The sequence below is a fragment of the Undibacterium sp. Xuan67W genome, from assembly GCF_049340165.1.
In the GTDB taxonomy this organism is placed as follows: Bacteria; Pseudomonadota; Gammaproteobacteria; order Burkholderiales; family Burkholderiaceae_D; genus Undibacterium.
The window spans coordinates 101,103-121,669 of sequence record NZ_JBMPPN010000008.1; the positions used below are offsets into that span (position 1 = coordinate 101,103).

19 protein-coding genes are annotated in these 20,567 nt (G+C 49.4%); 14 read left to right on the forward strand and 5 right to left on the reverse strand.

Annotated elements, in window-relative coordinates; all coding sequences use genetic code 11:
* Window positions 1–58 precede the first annotated feature (58 nt).
* Window positions 59–577 (reverse strand): YceD family protein, encoded by a 519-nt coding sequence (locus tag ACO0LE_RS09470; protein WP_422960137.1) that lies wholly within the window; start codon window positions 575–577, stop codon window positions 59–61.
* Between the two features lie 157 nt (window positions 578–734).
* Here ACO0LE_RS09470 and ACO0LE_RS09475 point away from each other — a divergent pair, with 157 nt between their 5' ends.
* The 3 genes from ACO0LE_RS09475 (at window position 735) to ACO0LE_RS09485 (ending at window position 3,567) form a co-directional block, all read left to right on the forward strand.
* Window positions 735–1,349: a Maf-like protein gene (locus ACO0LE_RS09475; RefSeq protein ID WP_422960138.1), complete on the forward strand. Its 615-nt coding sequence runs from the start codon at window positions 735–737 to the stop codon at window positions 1,347–1,349.
* A 125-nt stretch (window positions 1,350–1,474) separates the two neighbouring features.
* Window positions 1,475–2,275, forward strand: a complete 801-nt coding sequence (locus ACO0LE_RS09480; protein ID WP_422960139.1) for an SAM-dependent methyltransferase — start codon at window positions 1,475–1,477, stop codon at window positions 2,273–2,275.
* 131 nt (window positions 2,276–2,406) lie between these two features.
* A complete protein-coding gene (locus ACO0LE_RS09485; RefSeq protein WP_422960140.1) occupies window positions 2,407–3,567 on the forward strand; it encodes an iron-containing alcohol dehydrogenase in 1,161 nt (386 codons plus the stop codon).
* A gap of 123 nt (window positions 3,568–3,690) precedes the next feature.
* On the opposite strand, the gene ACO0LE_RS09490 is transcribed toward ACO0LE_RS09485, so the two are convergent.
* The 3 genes from ACO0LE_RS09490 to ispD all read right to left on the reverse strand — a co-directional run bounded on the left by ACO0LE_RS09490 (window position 3,691) and on the right by ispD (window position 5,591).
* Window positions 3,691–3,963, reverse strand: a complete 273-nt coding sequence (locus ACO0LE_RS09490; protein WP_422960141.1) for a DUF4404 family protein — start codon at window positions 3,961–3,963, stop codon at window positions 3,691–3,693.
* A 41-nt stretch (window positions 3,964–4,004) separates the two neighbouring features.
* Window positions 4,005–4,541, reverse strand: a complete 537-nt coding sequence (ispF, locus tag ACO0LE_RS09495) for a 2-C-methyl-D-erythritol 2,4-cyclodiphosphate synthase (protein WP_422960142.1) — start codon at window positions 4,539–4,541, stop codon at window positions 4,005–4,007.
* A 330-nt stretch (window positions 4,542–4,871) separates the two neighbouring features.
* On the reverse strand, window positions 4,872–5,591 hold the full coding sequence (gene ispD / locus ACO0LE_RS09500) for a 2-C-methyl-D-erythritol 4-phosphate cytidylyltransferase (protein WP_422960143.1): 720 nt from the start codon (window positions 5,589–5,591) through the stop codon (window positions 4,872–4,874).
* Between the two features lie 93 nt (window positions 5,592–5,684).
* On the opposite strand from ispD, the gene ACO0LE_RS09505 reads away from it, so the two are divergent.
* From ACO0LE_RS09505 to ACO0LE_RS09525, 5 genes are all read left to right on the forward strand, one after another.
* The gene (locus ACO0LE_RS09505) at window positions 5,685–5,867 is read left to right on the forward strand and encodes a hypothetical protein (protein ID WP_422960144.1); all 183 of its coding nucleotides are present in this window, start codon (window positions 5,685–5,687) and stop codon (window positions 5,865–5,867) included.
* Window positions 5,857–9,279 carry a transcription-repair coupling factor gene (gene mfd, locus ACO0LE_RS09510; protein ID WP_422960145.1) on the forward strand — a complete coding sequence of 1,141 codons (3,423 nt, stop codon included), beginning with the start codon at window positions 5,857–5,859 and terminating at the stop codon, window positions 9,277–9,279. Before ACO0LE_RS09505 ends, mfd begins: the two co-directional genes overlap by 11 nt.
* A gap of 32 nt (window positions 9,280–9,311) precedes the next feature.
* On the forward strand, window positions 9,312–10,178 hold the full coding sequence (gene serB / locus ACO0LE_RS09515; RefSeq protein WP_422960146.1) for a phosphoserine phosphatase SerB: 867 nt from the start codon (window positions 9,312–9,314) through the stop codon (window positions 10,176–10,178).
* A gap of 236 nt (window positions 10,179–10,414) precedes the next feature.
* Complete coding sequence (locus ACO0LE_RS09520) at window positions 10,415–11,482, forward strand: phosphotransferase (protein WP_422960147.1); 1,068 nt, start codon at window positions 10,415–10,417, stop codon at window positions 11,480–11,482.
* A gap of 94 nt (window positions 11,483–11,576) precedes the next feature.
* Window positions 11,577–12,836, forward strand: a complete 1,260-nt coding sequence (locus ACO0LE_RS09525; protein ID WP_422960148.1) for an acyl-CoA dehydrogenase family protein — start codon at window positions 11,577–11,579, stop codon at window positions 12,834–12,836.
* Between the two features lie 106 nt (window positions 12,837–12,942).
* Here the strand turns inward: ACO0LE_RS09525 and ACO0LE_RS09530 are convergent, their stop codons facing one another.
* Window positions 12,943–13,827 (reverse strand): DMT family transporter, encoded by an 885-nt coding sequence (locus tag ACO0LE_RS09530; RefSeq protein WP_422960149.1) that lies wholly within the window; start codon window positions 13,825–13,827, stop codon window positions 12,943–12,945.
* 802 nt (window positions 13,828–14,629) lie between these two features.
* Here ACO0LE_RS09530 and ACO0LE_RS09535 point away from each other — a divergent pair.
* From ACO0LE_RS09535 to ACO0LE_RS09560, 6 genes are all read left to right on the forward strand, one after another.
* Entirely contained in the window at window positions 14,630–15,322 is a 693-nt protein-coding gene (locus ACO0LE_RS09535) for a glutathione binding-like protein (RefSeq protein ID WP_422960150.1), read from the forward strand.
* A gap of 7 nt (window positions 15,323–15,329) precedes the next feature.
* Complete coding sequence (locus tag ACO0LE_RS09540; protein WP_422960151.1) at window positions 15,330–16,553, forward strand: DUF2863 family protein; 1,224 nt, start codon at window positions 15,330–15,332, stop codon at window positions 16,551–16,553.
* 347 nt (window positions 16,554–16,900) lie between these two features.
* Window positions 16,901–18,091 (forward strand): acyl-CoA dehydrogenase family protein, encoded by a 1,191-nt coding sequence (locus tag ACO0LE_RS09545; RefSeq protein WP_422960152.1) that lies wholly within the window; start codon window positions 16,901–16,903, stop codon window positions 18,089–18,091.
* Window positions 18,092–18,101: 10 nt separating this feature from the next.
* Window positions 18,102–19,241: an acyl-CoA dehydrogenase family protein gene (locus ACO0LE_RS09550; protein WP_422960153.1), complete on the forward strand. Its 1,140-nt coding sequence runs from the start codon at window positions 18,102–18,104 to the stop codon at window positions 19,239–19,241.
* Between the two features lie 185 nt (window positions 19,242–19,426).
* Window positions 19,427–19,891, forward strand: coding sequence for a MaoC family dehydratase (locus ACO0LE_RS09555; protein ID WP_422960154.1), 465 nt, complete (start codon window positions 19,427–19,429; stop codon window positions 19,889–19,891).
* A 24-nt stretch (window positions 19,892–19,915) separates the two neighbouring features.
* A complete protein-coding gene (locus tag ACO0LE_RS09560; protein ID WP_422960155.1) occupies window positions 19,916–20,368 on the forward strand; it encodes a MaoC family dehydratase in 453 nt (150 codons plus the stop codon).
* Window positions 20,369–20,567 lie beyond the last annotated feature (199 nt).

A 20,567-nucleotide genomic window follows, 5' to 3' on the forward strand; every position in this document is an offset into this window, starting at 1 on the left:
TAACAAACAAGAATCCCTAACAATACTTCGACCTGAGTGTTTTTTCAGAATAATGCCACTAGGTACGCCCATTTATCTTCTTCAGCACAGCGAATGGCGACGCTTTTTTACTCGCTTCTGCATCAATCGGTGCCGCTGACGAATCTAATGAATCATCTGGACATACTGCATGTTTGGGCGATTGGGGTATTTCTAACAGCGCCTCATCTTCAATCAAATCGATGATATTCAATGTTTTACTGCCTACAACTACATCAACCTCGTCATTATCCAATAATGCATCTATTTCATCTGCACTACCTTCATCTTTGGCGAGAATTAATACTGATTCCGAATCCAACTCATACACAAAAGGAGTCAAGCAACGCTGACACATCAATTGAATCTGACCACGCACAGCCAGTGTAAGCTGAGGGTGGCCAAGCTGATCCTTGGCGCCTGTCAATGACCATGTGAGAGCACCGTCCTGCGTAGCACTTTCTTCGGAAAGACGAGGCAAATCCGCAATTAAAACACTGCCTTCACGGTGCTCGTTAAGCTGGCAAAACGAGAACGCGTCGATCACAATTGCTTGCATAGGATTATTTGAACCCAGAAAACCTGCGATAATACCAGAATTGCCCCATGCAAGTCAAAGCCCACAAGCAATTATTGTGATTTTGTCGGCAATGTTTTATGAATGGACTGCATTTTACGCCATACTCTTGCCAAATTCATTATCAAATTCCAAATACATGCCCATCAACCCGACTAAAGTGCGCTTGATTTTAGCATCCAGCTCCGTTTATCGCCGCGAATTATTGTCTAGATTGCAACTACCATTTGAATCAATCTCGCCCGATATTGTTGAACAGGCATTTGCCGGTGAACTTCCGGAACAGACCGCGCTGAGACTGGCAAAGCAAAAAGCCATGGCAATCACCGAATCCGCACCCGGCGCGCTGGTGATCGGCTCCGACCAAGTTGCCACGCTCGACGGACAGCAGATCGGCAAGCCCGGCAACCACGCCAACGCCCTGCAACAATTGCAAACTATGCGTGGCCGGGAAGTCGTATTCCACACTGCACTGTGCTTACTGGACGCCCGCGTTCCTGGCAAATGGACAACGCAACTCGAAGACATCACAACAACTGTGCGATTTCGCGACCTCAGCGACGCAGAACTGGATGCGTATCTGCACATCGAACAGCCTTATGATTGCGCTGGTAGCGCCAAAAATGAGGGGTTGGGCATCGCGATTATTGAAAAAATCGACAGCAGCGACCCGACCGCGTTGACAGGTCTACCACTGATCGCCCTGACTGGCATGTTACGGCAAGCAGGCGTCAGTTTTTTTACCCAACCCTGATTATCATCTAGGCAAAACAAGCATCCCTTGATAAAACAGGGGAGTATTCTTAGCAAATATTGATAATCCGCATATCTTATGCGGGCAATCAACAATCAAATTCATATACCCTACCCAGTATACTTATGTCCGGCACACTTTATCTGATTCCCAATACCTTAGGTTGCGCAGAAGACCAGCAACAGACATTACTACAAAGCATCATCCCCGACACCGTCCAGCAGATGAGCGCAGGGCTGACACATTTCGTCGTTGAAAATGCCAAGACCACCCGTGCTTACCTAAAAATGCTGAGTCAGCAGCACCCTCTTGCGATGCCCTTGCAAGAAATTGTCATGAGCGAACTCAATGTCAATACTCCGCCTGCCGCACTCGAAGGCCTGCTTACACCATTACTGGCCGGCCACGATCTTGGCTTGATTTCAGAAGCTGGCGTACCCGCCGTCGCAGATCCGGGTGCCAACTTAGTCCGCCTCGCACATCAACGCGGCATCAGAGTGCGTCCATTAGTCGGCCCATCGTCCCTGCTGCTCGCCTTAATGGCCAGCGGTTTAAATGGCCAGAGCTTCGCCTTTCATGGCTATTTGCCCACCGATGCAGCGCAACGCGCCAAGCGGATTAAAGAGCTTGAAGACCGCTCCCGCAAAGAAAAGCAAACCCAGCTATTGATAGAAACACCATACCGTAATGCGGCAATGCTTGAGGCACTGGCGAATTCCTGCCATCCAGGTACCCTGATTTGCGTAGCGACCGACCTGAGCCTGAGTAGCGAAATCATCAACACCAGAACCGCCGCCGAATGGAAGGCAAAAATTCAGGCAAACAAGGCACCCGACTTTCATAAAAAGCCCAGCGTGTTTTTATTCCTCGCGCAAATACACATCAAAAAAAAGAACGACCGATCACAAAATCTGAAATTGCGCTAGGATAGCGACCAGATCTGTTATTTACATATTCACCTATCTGTCGCTTAGCCGCTTTACGGATAACGCAATTAAGTTATCCGGATAATGAGCACAAAAGCGAAGTCAGGCCATATCAACTCAAGGAGACGCTCATGTTGAATTTCGATTTTTACAATCCTACCCAAATCATGTTTGGCAAAGGCCGCATTGCCGACCTCGATAAAGTCATTCCCGCAGACGCCAAGGTACTAGTGCTCTATGGCGGCGGCAGCATCAAGCAAAATGGCGTATTCGACCAGGTCATGAACGCACTCGGCTCACGTAGCATCACTGAATTCAGCGGCATCGAACCGAATCCCAGCTACGAAACACTGATGCAAGCCGTCGACTCTGTAAAGAAAAACAAGATCGACTTCCTGCTCGCCGTGGGCGGCGGCTCAGTGATTGATGGCACCAAATTCATCGCCGCAGCGACATTGTTCGACGGAGAAGATCCATGGGCGATTCTCGAAAAAGGCGGCCGCAATGTCACGCAGGCATTGGCTTTTGGCAGCGTACTGACCTTACCGGCAACCGGATCAGAAATGAATAGCGGCGGCGTCGTCACCCGCAAATCCATTAAAGCGAAAATGGCATTTTCCAGTCGCCATTGCTTTCCAAAATTTTCCATCCTCGATCCGACAACAACCTTCACGCTACCAATCCGTCAGGTCGGCAATGGCGCGGTCGATGCATACGTCCATGTGATGGAGCAATACATGACCTATCCGGTCAATTCGCCGGTACAGGATCGCTTCGCAGAAGGTTTATTGAAAACCCTGATCGAAGAAGGTCCAAAAGCCTTGGCGGCTCCGGAAGACTATGATGTCCGTGCGAATCTGATGTGGTGCGCAACCATGGCGCTGAACGGCGTGATTTCTACCGGCGTGCCGCAAGATTGGTCCACCCATATGATAGGTCACGAACTGACGGCATTACATGGCATCGATCACGCCCAGACACTGGCAATCGTCTTGCCTAGCATGCTAAGAATCCGTAAAGAAAGTAAGCGCGCCAAGCTGCTGCAATATGCGGAACGCGTCTGGGATCTGCGTGACGGTAGCGAAGACAGTCGCATTGATCGAGCGATCACGATGACACAAGATTTCTTCGAGCAAATGGGCGTTAAAACCCGTCTGGCAGATTATCAATTAAATGCCGACAACATCCCGCCAATTCTGGCTGCGCTTGAAACTCATCGCATGGTGACGCTTGGCGAAAAACGTGATGTGACATTGGACGTAAGTCGTCAGGTGCTGGAACTTAGTCTGTAATTTGGTAGGAACTGCTACCGGCTGCTCAACTCAGAGCAGGTCATGAAAAAGCCCGCAATAACGCGGGCTTTTTTTATTCGGATCGGCATGATACTCATACATGCACTCTGGCATGTGGCTGTGCTACACGCCGATTTTTTCTAGCATGCCGCCCAGTTCTCGCAAGACCGGCTCCAGCTTCGGATGCTGTGCCGCGAATTGTGCTGACAAAGCTTGAGAGCGCTCACTCAATGCAGTAAAAATTGGATCACCGGCTGTGTCATCGCGACTCAAGACTTGCACAATATCTTTATCGAGCGCCTCCAGCAAGGAACGCAGTTCGACATCCACCGTATCCGCTTCCTGCAAACTGTCGTGCAATTGCTTTAACAGGTCTTTTAAATTTTGCTTATCCATCATTGTGCTCCTTGGTATTAAACATCTTCAGTGTAGCCCTGTCATACGCGAAACACCAGCACCACCGCCTCGGCGGCAATCCCCTCCTCCCGACCAAGATAGCCAAGACGTTCGTTGGTTTTAGCCTTGACATTAATTTGTCCGGTATCCACTTGCAGATCGGCGGCGATATTCGCCACCATGCCCGCAATATGCGGTGCCATTTTCGGCGCTTGCGCAATGATGGTGGCATCCAGATTGCCAACTCTAAAATCAGCCAGATGCAACCGCGCTACTGCCTCGCGCAACAAAACACGTGAATCAGCACCAGCAAATCGCTTATCCGTATCCGGAAAATGTCGCCCGATATCACCGAGAGCTGCTGAGCCAAACAAGGCGTCCGTAATTGCATGTAACAACACATCAGCATCCGAATGCCCCAGCAATCCCGTAGTGTGAGGAATATCAACGCCCCCGATAATCAGTTTGCGCCCCGTCACCAGCGCGTGACAGTCATAGCCCTGCCCGATACGAAATGGCGGAAAACGAGGATCAGGAGTTGCTGATACGCTGCTCTCAGCAGATATATTAGTAGTCATAAGTAATTAACAAAAATAATAGTGAGGGTGAATTTGACGAAGATTTGACGAAGATTACGCTTTGCTCACAAGTCGGTTCACCATTCAACCCGGATTCCCCATCAGACCGCGAACACTTCGTAAAAACGCCGATGATCTGCGGTCATTCAATGCATTAGTGCTCTGGCGATGTGAATATGAACGCTTCAGCGAGAATACATCTCCATCAACAACAACCGCCAGCAGGTTTTTCAGAATTAATGGGGAGTATAGTCAATAACAGGCATTCATCCGCAGATTTTATCTAGGAAAAATTTAATACTCCACTCCAGTATAGCCACGGCAGTAATATTATTCAGGCGTACCCGCCAAATACGACTGCACCAGCGCAAGGTCACTTGGTAGAGTTACTTTAAGATTGCGCGGATGACCTTTCACCATCATGGGCACATGTCCCGCAGCCTCCATCGCACTTGATTCATCCGTCACCTCCCCCGCCGCATCCAGCGCGGCACTCAATGCAGCATGACGAAACATCTGCGGCGTCTGAGCCAGCCACAAGCCTTCGCGTGAAATGGTAGCAAGCTTACCGTCCTGCAGTCGCTTCACAGTATCGACCACCGGTAACGCCAGCAGACCACCACTGACATGATCACCCACGCGAGTGATCAGCTCTTCAATCAATGCAGGCGTCAATCCAGGCCGTGCCGCATCATGTACCAGCACCCAGTCGTCCGGATCAAGCTTGGACTGAATTGCCTGCAACCCATTACGTACCGTCTCACGCCGGGTCGCGCTACCACAGCGTAAAACACTGACTTTGTAACTTGCCGCATCAAGTCCACGCAATGCGTCATCCACGTAGGCGTCATACGCGCTGACAACGACATAGACATGCTCAATCAAGGGCGCCGCCAGAAATGCCTCTACGGTGTAACGGAGAATCGGCACGTCATGAATCATCAAATATTGTTTCGGCACAGCCCCCCCCATTCGCGCGCCAACACCCGCGGCGGGAATCAGGGCAACATATTTTTTGCGGGTCAGATCGGTTTGTAAAGAGCTGGTCATCAAAGCACTGGGTTCCTCAAAAGCAAAGGCTGCATCGTTTATAATTGGGGATTAAGGTAGTTATTAATTTGCAGCCATTTTAACCGCCAATTCATGGCAGCGAAGTTCTTTGAAGTGCTTTCGCATGCGTTGTTGAAACCGGTTTTACGGGCGGGTAAGCGATATGGCCCGGACGAATGTGCGGCTCCATCGCGACTCAACTGCAATACAACAGCAACTCAAGCGCAGCTCAACCGCAATCCAACAGATACCCGACCACTCAGCAATGGCATTTGATCTCGTAAAAGCCTTACCCAAACCTGGCAACCGCTTCGTCCTTCCTGCTTTACATGGCTCTGCCGATGCATATGCTTTATCGCAGGCAGCTACCGCGCTGAAAGCTCAGCAGCGCATGCTCAGCATCGTTGTTGCAAATCCAGCAGATGCACAACGCTTGCTCGACGAAATTCCGTGGTTTGCTCCCGAATTGCGTTGCCATTTGCTGCCGGATTGGGAAACCTTGCCCTATGACGCGTTCTCACCGCATCAGGATCTGGTATCGGAACGTTTATCCACGCTGCATGAGATACAAAACGGCAATTGCGATGTATTGCTGGTACCCGCCACCACGGCGCTGGTACGCATGGCCCCGCCGTCGTTTTTGGCTGCCTACACGTTTTTCTTCAAGCAAGGCGAAACGCTGGATGAGTCAAAACTTAAATCGCAATTAACGCTGGCTGGTTACACTCACGTATCACAAGTCATGTCACCTGGAGAATATTCCGTACGTGGCGGCCTGATCGATTTATTCCCGATGGGATCGGTGCTGCCATACCGTCTGGATCTGTTCGGTGACAGTATCGAAACCATCCGCACCTTTGATGCCGATACGCAGCGCTCGCTGTATCCGGTCAGAGAAGTGCGCCTCTTGCCGGGGCGCGAGTTCCCGATGGATGAGGCGGCGCGGACTGCATTTCGCGGCCGCTGGCGTGAGACTTTTGAAGGCGATCCGTCGCGCTCCATGGTGTATAAAGATATTGGCGGCGGGATTGCCTCTGCCGGGATTGAATACTACCTGCCGCTATTTTTTGACGAGAGCGCAACCCTATTCGACTATTTGCCAGACCATACACACTTCACTCTGATCGGCGATATCGAAGAAGCGATTCAACGGTTTTGGGTAGATACCCGATCACGCTATCAGTTCTTAAAATCGGATCGTGAACGGCCGGTATTACCGCCGGAATCCATCTTCTTGCGGGATGAAGATTTTTTTACTGAACTCAAATCTCTATCTCGCTGGGTTATTCAAAAAGATCCAGCCGCATCGGAGCTCTCCAGCAGTCTGCCCGACGTCGCCGTCAATCGTCGTGCCGATGATCCGCTGACAAATTTACGGTCGTTCCTGTTGCAATCCAAACAGCGCATCCTGATCTGCGCAGAAACGCTGGGACGACGCGAGACGCTGCAACAGTACTTTAACGAATACAACATCACACTGGCGCTGTGCGAAGGCTATGGCGATTTCATCACCGCCAGCGACAAGCTGATGCTGGGCGTCGCACCGCTACATGCCGGATGCGTACTGGCTGACGGCATTGTGTTTATCACCGAAGCCGAGTTATACGCAGGTTCCGGCAAACGCATAGGACGCAAGAAGCAGGAAGCAGTCACTCAGGTCGAGCACATGGTGCGCGATTTGTCTGAACTCAAGATCGGCGATCCTGTCGTGCATACCAATCACGGCATCGGGCGCTACATGGGACTGATCAGCATGGATCTGGGCGAAGGAGAAACCGAGTTTCTGCATCTCGAATATGCCAAAGATACCAAGCTGTATGTGCCGGTATCACAACTACATGTGATCTCACGTTACTCCGGCGCGTCGCCAGATGATGCGCCTTTGCACAGCCTGGGTTCCGGGCAATGGGAAAAAGCCAAGCGCAAAGCCGCCCAGCAAATTCGCGATACCGCTGCCGAACTCCTGAACCTGTATGCCCGTCGCGCCTTGCGTCAGGGACATGCGTTTGAATATTCGAATAAAGATTACGAAACCTTTGCCGATAGCTTCGGCTTTGAAGAAACCGCCGATCAGGCCGCCGCCATTACCGCCGTCATCGGCGATATGACATCAGGCAAACCAATGGACAGGCTGATCTGCGGCGATGTTGGCTTCGGCAAGACAGAAGTCGCCTTACGTGCCGCCTTCGTTGCTGTCATGGGCGGCAAACAGGTAGCAATTCTCGCACCGACTACCTTGCTGGCGGAGCAGCATGCGCAGACCTTTGCCGATCGCTTTGCTAACTGGCCGGTCAAGATCGCCGAGTTGTCTCGTTTCCGCTCTGGTAAAGAAATTGCACAAGCTATCAAAGGCATGGGGGACGGTACGCTGGATATCGTGATCGGCACTCATAAATTATTGTCTGAAGATGTCAAATTTTCACGCCTCGGTCTGGTCATTATCGACGAAGAACATCGTTTCGGTGTTCGCCAGAAAGAAGCTTTAAAATCCCTACGCGCCGAAGTCGATGTTCTGACGCTGACAGCAACGCCGATCCCGCGTACTCTGGGCATGGCGCTGGAAGGTTTGCGTGATTTTTCCATCATTGCTACTGCACCGCAAAAACGACTGGCGATCAAAACCTTTGTCCGCAGCGAAAATGATTCAGTGATCCGCGAAGCCTGCTTACGCGAATTGAAACGCGGCGGCCAGGTCTATTTCCTGCATAACGAAGTCGATACCATACAAAACCGTAAAGCGATGCTGGAAGCATTATTACCAGAAGCACGCATCGTCGTCGCTCATGGTCAGATGCATGAGCGGGATCTGGAAAAAGTCATGCGTGATTTCGTCGCGCAACGTCACAATATTTTGTTGTGCACGACAATTATCGAAACCGGTATTGACGTTCCCACGGCCAATACCATCATCATGCACCGGGCCGATAAATTTGGTCTGGCCCAGCTACATCAATTACGTGGCCGCGTCGGCCGCTCGCATCATCAGGCCTATGCATACTTGCTGGTAAACGATGTGCAAACCCTGACCAAACAAGCGGATCGTCGCCTGGAAGCGATTCAGCAAATGGAAGAATTGGGCAGCGGATTTTATCTGGCAATGCACGATCTGGAGATTCGCGGTGCCGGTGAAGTACTGGGTGACAATCAATCCGGCGAGATGCACGAAATAGGCTTTCAGCTCTACTCAGATATGTTGAATGAGGCGGTGCGCTCACTCAAGAACGGCAAAGAACCCGATCTCGCAGCGCCTTTGTCCAGTACAACAGAAATTAATTTGCACATCCCTGCACTGCTGCCGAACGATTTCTGCGGTGACGTACATGAGCGGCTATCCATCTACAAGCGTCTGGCCAATTGCAGCAAACAGGATGCGATTGATGATTTGCAAGAAGAAATGATTGACCGCTTTGGCAAACTGCCTGAGCCAGTCAAGACGTTGCTGGAAACACACCGTCTGCGCGTAGCAGCCAAGCCTCTGGGCATCATCAAGATTGATGCGCATGCCGAAGCAGCGACTTTACAGTTCGAGCCAAAACCACCCATTGACGCAATGCGCATCATCGAACTGGTACAAAAAAATAAACATATCAAACTCAATGGTCAGGATAAGCTGCGGATTACCGCAAACATGCCAGATCTGGCAACCAGAGTCACACAAATTAAAACAGCACTGCGTGCGCTGCACTAAGCTCTATTCCATCTACACATATTTCAAAAAAAATGCACTTAACCATACAAGGCCTGAGACAAATTCTGACGACAGACCTGGCGCTGATCAAGCACATCGCAGGCCTGACCCATGCAGAAAAAATTATTGCCATTACGCCGCAAGCAGTTCGCCTTGAAAATCTGCGTTGTGAAAAAGAGTTAGCCGTACTCAAAGCACAGATCGAAGCAGATTGTTTAGCAGCGCATCTGGACGCGACACTCAGTGAATCGACACAAACTTTAGTCGATTTCAAATTAGTTGCGATGGACATGGACTCGACCCTGATCACCATCGAATGCATCGATGAAATCGCCGATATGCAAGGCCTGAAACCGCAAGTTTCAGAAATCACCGAAGCGGCAATGCGCGGTGAGATCGAGTTTCAGGAAAGCCTCACCCGTCGTGTCGCCTTGCTAAAAGGTCTGAATGCAAACGCTCTGCAAAAAGTGTATGACGAGCGTGTGCGCCTGTCTCCTGGCGCAGAAAACATGCTACAGACAGTGCAGCAGGCCGGCTTGAAAACCCTACTGGTATCGGGTGGTTTTACCTTCTTTACCGATCGCATGAAAACCCGTTGCAATCTCGACTATACGCACGCCAATGTTCTCGAAATCGATCAGGGAAAACTGACCGGAAAAGTTATTGGCGGCATCGTTGACGCATTAGAAAAGCAACGCACCGTTGAACGCATCGCAGCAGAACTAGGCATCTCAGCCAAAGAAGTCATTGTCATGGGCGACGGCGCGAACGACCTCAAGATGATGAGCATTTCCGGCCTGTCAGTCGCCTTCCGCGCCAAGCCTGTCGTCAGAGCGCAGGCTGATGTAGCATTGAATTTTGTCGGGCTAGATGGGGTGTTGAATATCCTGCACTCCTAGAACGCTACCGAAAAAATTGATTATTAATTAGCAAACCCATCCGCATTTGCCGATGGGTTTTTTTATAAATACTAGAAAGTTTCACTGCAGTTAAAAAATAGTACGGACGTACGATTTTTTGAGATAGAATAGTTTGATACCATGTTTGAGAGATGTTCTAAGTGCTACACCTAGGTGTATCGTGGCAGCTACTCAAACAGACCAAAATCACTCTAAAGCGATCAACAGGAGACACGATGTTTGAAGAATTCATGGGCACCATGCCGGTAGCTGACCGTCAAAAGTTTGAAGTGGGTGCGCTTGCCGAGTATATGCGCCAGCATGTCGAGGGTTTTGATGCGAAAACGGCTGATAAGCTGACTGTTGAACAGTTTAAAGGCGGCCAGTCAAACCCTACCTTCAAAATCACTGCTGGTAATCAACGCTACGTCATGCGCGCCAAACCAGGGCCTGTTGCCAAGCTACTGCCTTCTGCGCATGCAATAGAACGTGAATTTAAAGTCATGGATGCGCTGAATAAAGCAGGCTTTCCAGCAGCGAAGCAATATGCTTTGTGTGCTGATGAAGACGTCATTGGACGCGCCTTCTACATCATGGAATTTGTTGATGGTCGTGTACTCTGGGACCAGTCTCTACCAGGAATGACACCTGCTCAGCGCGCCGATATCTACGATGAAATGAATCGCGTCATTTCGCAATTGCATACGATTGATTACGCGGCGATTGGCCTGGCTGATTACGGCAGACCCGGCAATTATTTTGCAAGGCAGATCGACCGCTGGACCAAGCAATACAAAGCGTCGGAAACTGAAAAAATCGAGGCGATGGATAATCTGATTGCCTGGTTACCGAATAATATTCCCGCCGGAGATGACACCAGCATTGTGCATGGCGATTACCGCCTCGACAATACGATGTTTCACCCGACAGAGCCACGTATTCTGGCGGTGCTGGATTGGGAATTATCGACACTCGGTCACCCGCTTGCAGATTTTTCCTACCACTGCATGAGCTGGCATGTGACTGCGGGTCAATTCCGTGGCATTAAAGGTCTGGATCATAAAGCGCTTGGGATTCCTAGCGAGCAAGATTACATCGCCAAATATTGCGAGCGCACTGGCAAAACAATTCGCCAGGAAGATTTTAGCTTCTATCTTGCTTATAACATGTTCCGCATGGCCGGTATTTTGCAAGGCATCATGAAGCGCTACGTCGATGGCACAGCATCCAGCGCACAAGCGAAAAAATCCGGTGAGGCAGCACGGCCAATGGCAGAGCTCGGCTGGAGTTACGTTAATAAATAACACATATTTTATAGAACAAATTTTATCGATGTTTCAATATCGCAACCAAAAAACAAAACCCTAAAACAGCAGGCTAACCCATCAGGAGACAAGCATGGAATTCGACTATTCGGATCGTTGCAAGGAATTGCAAGGTAAATTACTCAAGTTCATGGATGAGCATATTTATCCAAATGAAAAAGCCTACAAAGAAGAAATTGACCGCAATGGGCTTGAAAAAGGTAACCGCTGGATCGCGACCAAAATCATTGAAGACCTGAAGCCAAAAGCCCGAGCACAAGGTTTGTGGAATTTATTTCTGCCAAAGTCGGCACGTGCTCCAGAGGGTTTATCCAACCTCGATTACGCTCCCTTGTGCGAAATCATGGGTAGAGTCGGCTGGGCGCCGGAGGTATTTAACTGCTCAGCGCCCGATACCGGCAACATGGAAACCATCGAACGCTACGGCACCGAAGAACACAAAAAACAATGGCTGGAACCCTTACTACGCGGTGAAATCCGCTCCGCGTTTGCGATGACAGAGCCAAACGTCGCCTCATCCGACGCCACCAATATCGAAACACGGATTGATCGTGATGGCGATCACTATGTCATCAATGGACATAAATGGTGGATTTCCGGCGCAGGCGATCCGCGCTGTGCCGTCTACATCTTGATGGGTAAAACCGACATCAACGCCGCACGTCACTCGCAACAATCAATGATATTGGTCGATGCAAAAACGCCGGGCATTACCGTCGTGCGCCCTCTTCCGGTATTCGGCTATGACGACGCACCGCATGGTCATTGCGAAATTTTATTTGAAAACGTTCGCGTTCCCGCCTCCAACCTGCTGCTAGGCGAAGGGCGTGGATTTGAAATCGCTCAGGGCCGTCTTGGCCCTGGTCGTATTCACCATTGTATGCGTGCGATCGGCGTCGCAGAGCGGGCACTGGAACTCATGTGCAAACGTCTGAACAGCCGCGTCGCCTTCGGTAAAAAAGTATCCGAACAAAGTATCTGGCGCGAGCGCATTGCCGAGTCACGCATTCAGATCGATACAGCACGTTTGTTGACGCTGAAAGCCGCTTATATGATGGATACTGTCGGCAATAAGTTTGCGCAAGCAGAGATCGCCATGATCAAAGTGCTGGCACCGAACGTCACGCAACAAGTGCTGGACTGGGCAATTCAGGCGCATGGCGCAGGCGGTGTTTCAGGCGACTTCCCGCTGGCAGCACAATGGGCAGGCAACCGTACATTACGCCTGGCAGATGGTCCGGATGAAGTCCACCGCAATGCAATCGCCAAACTCGAACTGGCGAAACATATCCATTTGACGGAAGACTTGGGTTTGCCAATTACCCGTTCGTAAACCAGAGAATCACAAAAATTAAACGGCGAAGAATTTCTTCGCCGTTTTTGCATTTTTAAGTAAATTTTTAGTGCAAATACAGTGGCCTATTGCAAACAAAAATCTCTCATTGGCTTTTACGAGCATGCAAATATGTCGCCATCGACGTCGCTAGCAGTACAATGCCGCAACCGGCGATTACTCTTTGTGATGGTGACTCGTGCAAAACAAAATAGGCTAATACGATCCCATAAACGGGTTCCAATGAGGTCAATAGACTCGCCAGTCTGGTTGACACATGACGCAAACCAAACATAAACAGGCCGTGCGACAACGCTGTAAAGACAACACCCAACAACGCAAGTCCTAACCAGCCGTTTATCGCAATTCCTGACAATGCCTTATTAAACAAAACAAACGGCAACAGGCTTAGGCAAGCAACACCATTCTGATAAAAAGCAAGCGTAAACGGCGCCACAATAGCGCCTTGCCAGCGATTGAGCAACGCTAGTAACGCAAAGCTAAATCCTGACACCACGCCCAGTGACAATCCGAGTAACGCGCCTTTTTCACTCATTTGATCTGGTCGTTCATCGCTCATCATAATTACCATACCGACAAGCACTACAAGGGCTGAAATCCAGTCGTGCGTGTGTCGGGGCTCTTTAAATAACCATGGTTCCAGCCAAGCGACAAATAAAGGGAAGCTGGCAAATCCCATTAATCCATATGCTACTGGCGCCACCTTAAGGGCGGCAAAAAAAGTAAGCCAATGGATTGCCAGCAGAATCCCGCAGATGAATACACTTTTAGGCAGTTCAAGTATAGAACGCCAGGTAACTTGACCCTGTATTAATAGTACTGGGAGCAATCCTAAAGATGCAAACAAAGTTCTACCAAATACTAAAGCCAAAGAGGTAACAGCCAGTGTCTTCCCTAATACTCCTGCGCTTCCAAACAACAATACGGCTCCATGTATAGCTAAAAAAGGCCAAATACGCTTATTTTTCATATGATTGCTGATAGGATATTAGCGGGGTAATTTACTAAGACTATTAAAAACAAAGTTTTGCTTAATCGAATGGTAAAAATCCAACGTCAAAATGTGACCGGCAAATCCGCCACCAAGTAAGGGCGTATAGTCGGTTTAATCTGCACGACAACAATAGGGTTTGTATGATTGCTTACATTCTACGAAGTATCAAAGCGATCAACGATGCCACTCATGATAAATATTTTCTTACCTGGTTTATTCCCCTAGTCATTTTCGCCGTTATTATTACCGCTGGACTATTTGATCTATTTGGTTTTGATAAGACTTTTAAGATAGCGCATCAATACACTATTCATTGCCGCAATCTCACGGATAAAGAAGCATTAGCGATGTTGCTTTGCGTTTTTATTTCTGCTTTTACTTGCATCCTAGTAATTGGTGAGCTCATTAATTTTGCAGAAAACAGAAAACAGAATCGTCCTATCAATCACTTTAGTTTCATGCTCAGCACATGCGTATGCATGATTGCAGTATCAACGACTTATGTTCTGTCACATAAATGGTGCGCCTAAAATAAAAAACACACTCTTCTATATTGATTATCCATATCGGATCGCCGCGACAGCCATACGCAATCAAAAGTAGCTATCAAGTTACAACGCCAGCCGACTCAAGATAAGAACGGATAATTAGTCGGCAAAAAATAATTATCTATTCAAAAAAATTCAAATCACTGCGTGCAAACGGAAACCTCTGCATAATAGGGTTCTTTGTTTGAATTGTTAATTTTTTACTGCGCAATAATCTCCTGGAGACCCTGATGATTGATGTTTATTCCTGGCCTACCCCTAATGGTCACAAAGTTCATATCATGCTGGAAGAATGTGGCTTGGCATATCGTGCGATTCCTGTGGATATCGGTGCTGGCGATCAGTTTAAAGAATCGTTCCTGGCAATCTCGCCGAATAATAAAATCCCAGCCATCGTTGATGCTGATGGTCCTGACGGCAAGCCGATTTCTTTGTTTGAATCTGGTGCCATTCTGTTGTATCTGGCTGGCAAAACAGGCAAATTATTGGGCAAAACCGATCGTGAAAAATACAATACCTTGCAATGGTTGATGTTTCAGATGGGCGGACTAGGTCCCATGCTCGGTCAGGCGCATCACTTCCGCATCTACGCACCGACAAAAATTGACTACGCCGTGGATCGTTATACCAACGAGGCCAAGCGCTTATACGGTGTGCTGGATAAGCAATTGGCTGAGACAGAATATCTGGCTGGCGATACCTATACGATTGCTGACATCGCCAGCTTCCCGTGGACGCGATCAGCAGCAAACCAAGGCATAGACTGGGCTGACTATCCCCATGCAAAGCGTTGGTTTGATGCAATTAATGCTCGTCCTGCGGTGCAACGCGGTGTCGAGGTATTAGCAAATTTGCGTAAGCCTCTGGTTGATGACAAGGCAAAAGAAGTTCTTTTTGGTAAAACGCAATACAGTAAAAAATAAGGTTCACATGCGTCGTCCCCCGCAAAACAAAAGTACCAAGCTCTCGCAGGAAAGTCTTCGTCTGGTCAATCTGGCGGTAGCAGTATCGCAGTCTGCCAGCCGGATTGAGGATGGCGCGTGGCAAAAACAGCTTGATGCTTTAGTGAGGAAAAATCTCAAAGCACATCACGCCCTGCTCGACAACGCTGCCGAGCATGTGTTTAAACATCACCCCGAAGCTTATGAGGTGATGATTGAGACGCTAGAATCATTGAGCACATCTCAAGCGTTTGAGCATGATGGTCAGTGGTTCGATGCGCTGCTGATCACGGCGCCGGTGCTTGCATGGACGCGTTTTGAAATCTCTGCCGGGCAAATTGCAACAGATCATGCCCAGTTACTCGCGACGCAATTGCAATCTTGTCTATTAACATCGCAAGCAAGATTGCATTTGCTGCCCACCCTGTATTCGCTCGATCAGTTGCCACGCAATCATAGCGAGACTGCGGTGCTACTGGAGCGCCTGGCGCAGGCGGAATTAAAAGGGCTTACACCGCAACACTCACAAGACTTACTGCCAGTGATTCCATTTTTGGCCGATATCCGTTTTATGCTGGCGGTCGTGATTGTGCCGCAAGCTCAGCCACTTTTTCAATGGCAGGAGATTGCGGCTCCGTTCGATTGTGCACAAGCAAAAACGGTTGCACTGGAAAAATGGACTGAGCAAGCAACACCCACACTGAGCCGCCTGCTGCCGGGCTGTCATATCGACCTGTTAATGCCGGAGGCTTTTTATACCGCCTGCCGCGAAGCTGATATCAAAATACGGCCTGCGTTACTGCGCTCTGCCGTGTTCTATCTGACACAGCACCTTGATGTCGACGCCAGTGAACTACAGACCATCGTCGCAGGGTTTGGTGATGAAGATTCGCCAGGTCAGATTGAAGAATACCGGATCAGTTTTTTATTAAAATCAGCACCTGAAGTGTTGTACGGTGTGGTCTGGCCTTTGTATCAGCCTGACGATCAGGTCAATGCCATCGATAACCCTACTGAGAATATCTGTGTTGGTGAAATTCCTGCAATCCTCAATGATTGCGGCGTATCGGACATACGTAAAATCGACGATGTATTTTCGATGGAATTTTGCGATGACTGTCATGCGCCGCTCTTCCCCGATGCAGATGCTGACCTGGTCCATGCAGAGATGCCCGCCGATACGCCCGCACAAGGCTCGGAGCATTTTCATTAAGATCGCAGTCGGAATCTATCAAAAAAGCGGAAATCTTTGTTCCGCTTTTTTTTGCTTTTTTTTAAAGTATTTCCCGGTTACCACCCATGCATTGCCCGTTATGGACTGGCTCAGAATAATCCAATTATTTGCTTGCCACCGTTATATAAATCCGTTGTACAATTAGTTTTGAACGGTCGTGCTTTTTTATTTATGATGTAGATATCGTTCTTTTTCCGGATACTCCATACCTAATGTCAGCACTTCTTACATTGACTTATATAAAGGCCGAATACGGTATGAGGACTCAGCGGACAATGGACTGACAGGCCGATCAGAGTACAGCGACCAATAACAAAGGAGACAACATGGATTTGAATTACACGGCGGAAGATCTGGCTTTTCGCGATGAGGTACGAGCCTACCTTGAGGATAATTTACCGGCCGACCTCAAACAAAAAGTATTGAACCACAAACGCATGGCACGCGAAGATTTTGTCCACTGGCATAAGATTCTCGCCAAACAAGGCTGGGTTGCTACAGGCTGGCCCAAGGAGTATGGAGGTACCGGTTGGACGGCAACGCAGCGTCATATTTTTGAAGAAGAATGCGCCCGCGCTGGTACGCCAGCCATCTTGCCATTCGGTGTCAATATGGTCGCTCCCGTCATTATGGCCTTCGGCAATCAGGCACAAAAAGACTACTACCTGCCGCGCATCCTGAATTGCGATGACTGGTGGTGTCAGGGTTACTCCGAGCCGGGCTCTGGTTCTGATCTCGCTTCGCTGAAAACCCGCGCCGAGCGCGATGGCGACTATTACATCGTGAATGGTCAAAAAACCTGGACAACGCTAGCGCAACATGCCGACATGATATTTTGCCTGGTGCGTACAGAATCCGGCGGACGCAAGCAAGAAGGTATTTCCTTCCTGTTGATCGATATGAAAACGCCTGGTATTACCGTACGCCCTATCATCATGCTTGATGAAGATCATGAAGTGAATGAGGTGTTCTTCGATAACGTCAAAGTACCGGTACAAAACCTGATTGGCGAAGAAAACAAAGGCTGGACTTACGCCAAATATCTGCTCGGTCACGAACGTACCAATATCGCGGCAGTCGGTCGCGCCAAGCGTGAGCTGGAGTTTCTCAAACGTGTGGCCAATGAACATCAGAAAAACGGTAAACCGCTGATTGATGATCCGGTCTATGCCAGCAAAGTCGCGAGCCTCGAAGTCGAATTGATGGCGCTGGAAATTACTGTTCTCCGTGTGATCTCGCAAGACAGTGGCCGTCCGGGACCGGAAGCGTCTTTGCTCAAAATTAAAGGCACAGAAATCCAGCAGCGCCTGACCGAATTGATGATAGAAGCGGTCGGCCCTTACAGCCTGCCATTTGATCCGTCTTTCATGCATGGTGACACTGAGCATAGTGTGATGGGCGACGACGATGCCGCTCCGCTCGCATCTTATTACTTCAACTTCCGCAAGACGTCTATCTATGGCGGCTCTAACGAGATACAAAAAAATATCATCACCCAAATGATTTTGGGTCTGTGAGGAGAACACAATGGATTTCAGCTTAACTCAAGAACAGCAGCAATTTGCCGATGCGATCAAACGCTGGGTCGCCAAAGATTATAATTTTGAGTACCGTAAAAAAATCATCGAATCACCAGAAGGCGTATCCGATAGCGCTTGGGCTGCGCTGGCAGAATTAGGCGCCATGGCGCTGCCGATCCCTGAAGATCAGGGAGGCTTTAACGGCAATGCGATTGACATGATGATCGTGATGCAGGAACTTGGTCGCGGCATCGTCATCGAACCGTATTTTGCGACGGTGTTCGGGGCAGAATTTTTGAAGCTGGCTGGGGCACACACCGGCGTCCTGGAACAGGTCGCTGGCGGAGAAATCAAACTCGCCGCAGCCCTGGCAGAAAAACAATCCCGCCACGACCTGTTTGATATCGCAACAACCGCAACAAAAAATGCTGACGGATTTATTCTGAACGGGACTAAGACCGTCGTTCTGCATGGTGCGCAAGCGGATCAGTTGATCCTATCGGCACGCAGCAATGGCGCTCAGCGTGACACAGCAGGAATCAGTCTGTTCCTCGTAGCTGCCAATAGCGCGGGCATCAGCCGTCGCGACTATCGCACGATTGATGGTTACCGTGCTGCGGATATTGGTTTCAATCAAGTTCAGGTACCGGCCAGTGCACTCATCGGTGCTGAGTCTGCGGGATGGGAGATACTCGATGCAGCATCCGACTATGGTGTGACCTTGTTATGTGCTGAAGCGGTTGGCGTGATCGAGGCAATTACCAACGCGACCCTGGAATATCTAAAAACCCGTCAGCAATTCGGCGTGCCGATTGGTAAATTCCAGGTCTTACAACATCGCATGGCAGAAATGTTTATGGAGATGGAACAGGCGCGCTCGATGGCAACATTGGCGGCTGTTAAGGTCTCATCCAGTGATGCAGAAGAACGTCGCCGCACTGTCTCAGCAGCCAAAGCACGGGTCGGTCAAGCTGCACGTTTTGTCGGTCAAAATGCGGTGCAGCTACATGGTGGCATGGGTGTGACGAACGAATTGCCAGCTGCGCATATGTTTAAACGATTGACCATTATCGAGCTGTCACTGGGCGATACGGATCATCATCTGGCACGTTTTGTAGCGCAGCCAGGCTTCAAAAAAGCGGCATAAACAGCAAGAAGTAAGTAGTAAAAACTCTGAGTACCGGCCATCAACAAGCACGCACTGCCCCTTGCGAACCTGCATTGTTGATGACCGTTGCAACCTATGCTTGCATCCAGTTTTTGTAATTACCCTCGCACTATCTCGTAACATCCTTCGCAACATCTCTTGCAGTATCAAACGAGGAGACGCACATGACAGTAAAAACCTATCAATGGTATTTCGAAGATTTTATTCCTGGTAGCGTCATTGAATTAGGCCAGCGCACACTTGGCGAAGCCGAGATCATCGACTTCGCAGAACAATTTGATCCCCAGCCTTTTCACATCGATAAAGAAGCCGCCGCTCATTCTATTTTTGGCGGCGTGATCGCCAGCGGCTGGCACACCTGCGGCATCATTATGCGTATGGTCGTTGATGGGTTTCTCAACGACTCGGCTAGTATGGGATCGCCGGGCTTAGAAGAAGTACGCTGGATATTGCCGGTAAGACCAGGAGATACTCTGACCGTCAGTGCAGAAACATTGGAAAGTCGTCCATCGACGTCCAAGCCAGACCGCGGTGTAGTCGTCACTTTGTGGAAAGCCATCAATCAAGATGGCAAACTGGTCTGCACCATCAAAGGCATGGGCATGTTTGGCCGTCGTCCTGCAGCATAAACTAATCATTATCACGGAGACAAAATGCGTGAAATACACAATTTAACAGAACTCAAATCCCTGGTCGGTCAGGATGTTGCGACCTCAGACTGGGTAGAAATAAGCCAGCAAAGAATTAATACGTTTGCCGAGGCGACCGGCGACTTGCAGTGGATTCATATTGATGTAGAACGCAGCAAACGCGAATCACCGTTCGGCGGCCCGATTGCACATGGGTTCCTGACTTTATCCCTGCTACCGATGCTGATGCAAAACGCAATCACGATGAGCGACGTCAAGATGGGCGTGAACTACGGCCTGAATAAAGTACGCTTCGCATCCCCCGTCCCGGCAGGCAGCAGAGTCCGTGCCAAAATGCATTTGCTCAGTGTAGAAGATATCAAAGACGGCGCCCAAATGACTTGGGAAGTCACAATAGAACGCGAAGGCAGTGATAAACCAGCCTGCGTTGCCGAATCAATTTCGCGCCGGTATTGAGCCGATGTCGACAATCCCAGGCCCGCAATACTGACGTATTGCTAGGCCGAGGTTACCAACTCTGCCTGGAGTACCATCTTGATTAAAGGATTTTTATCAATTCCCTAAAAGAATACGCAGAATTCGTAGCATCCGCACTATCCATGCGCCTTACAGAGCATTAATGGCTTGAAAGGCTCATGGATAGTGCGGATTCAAT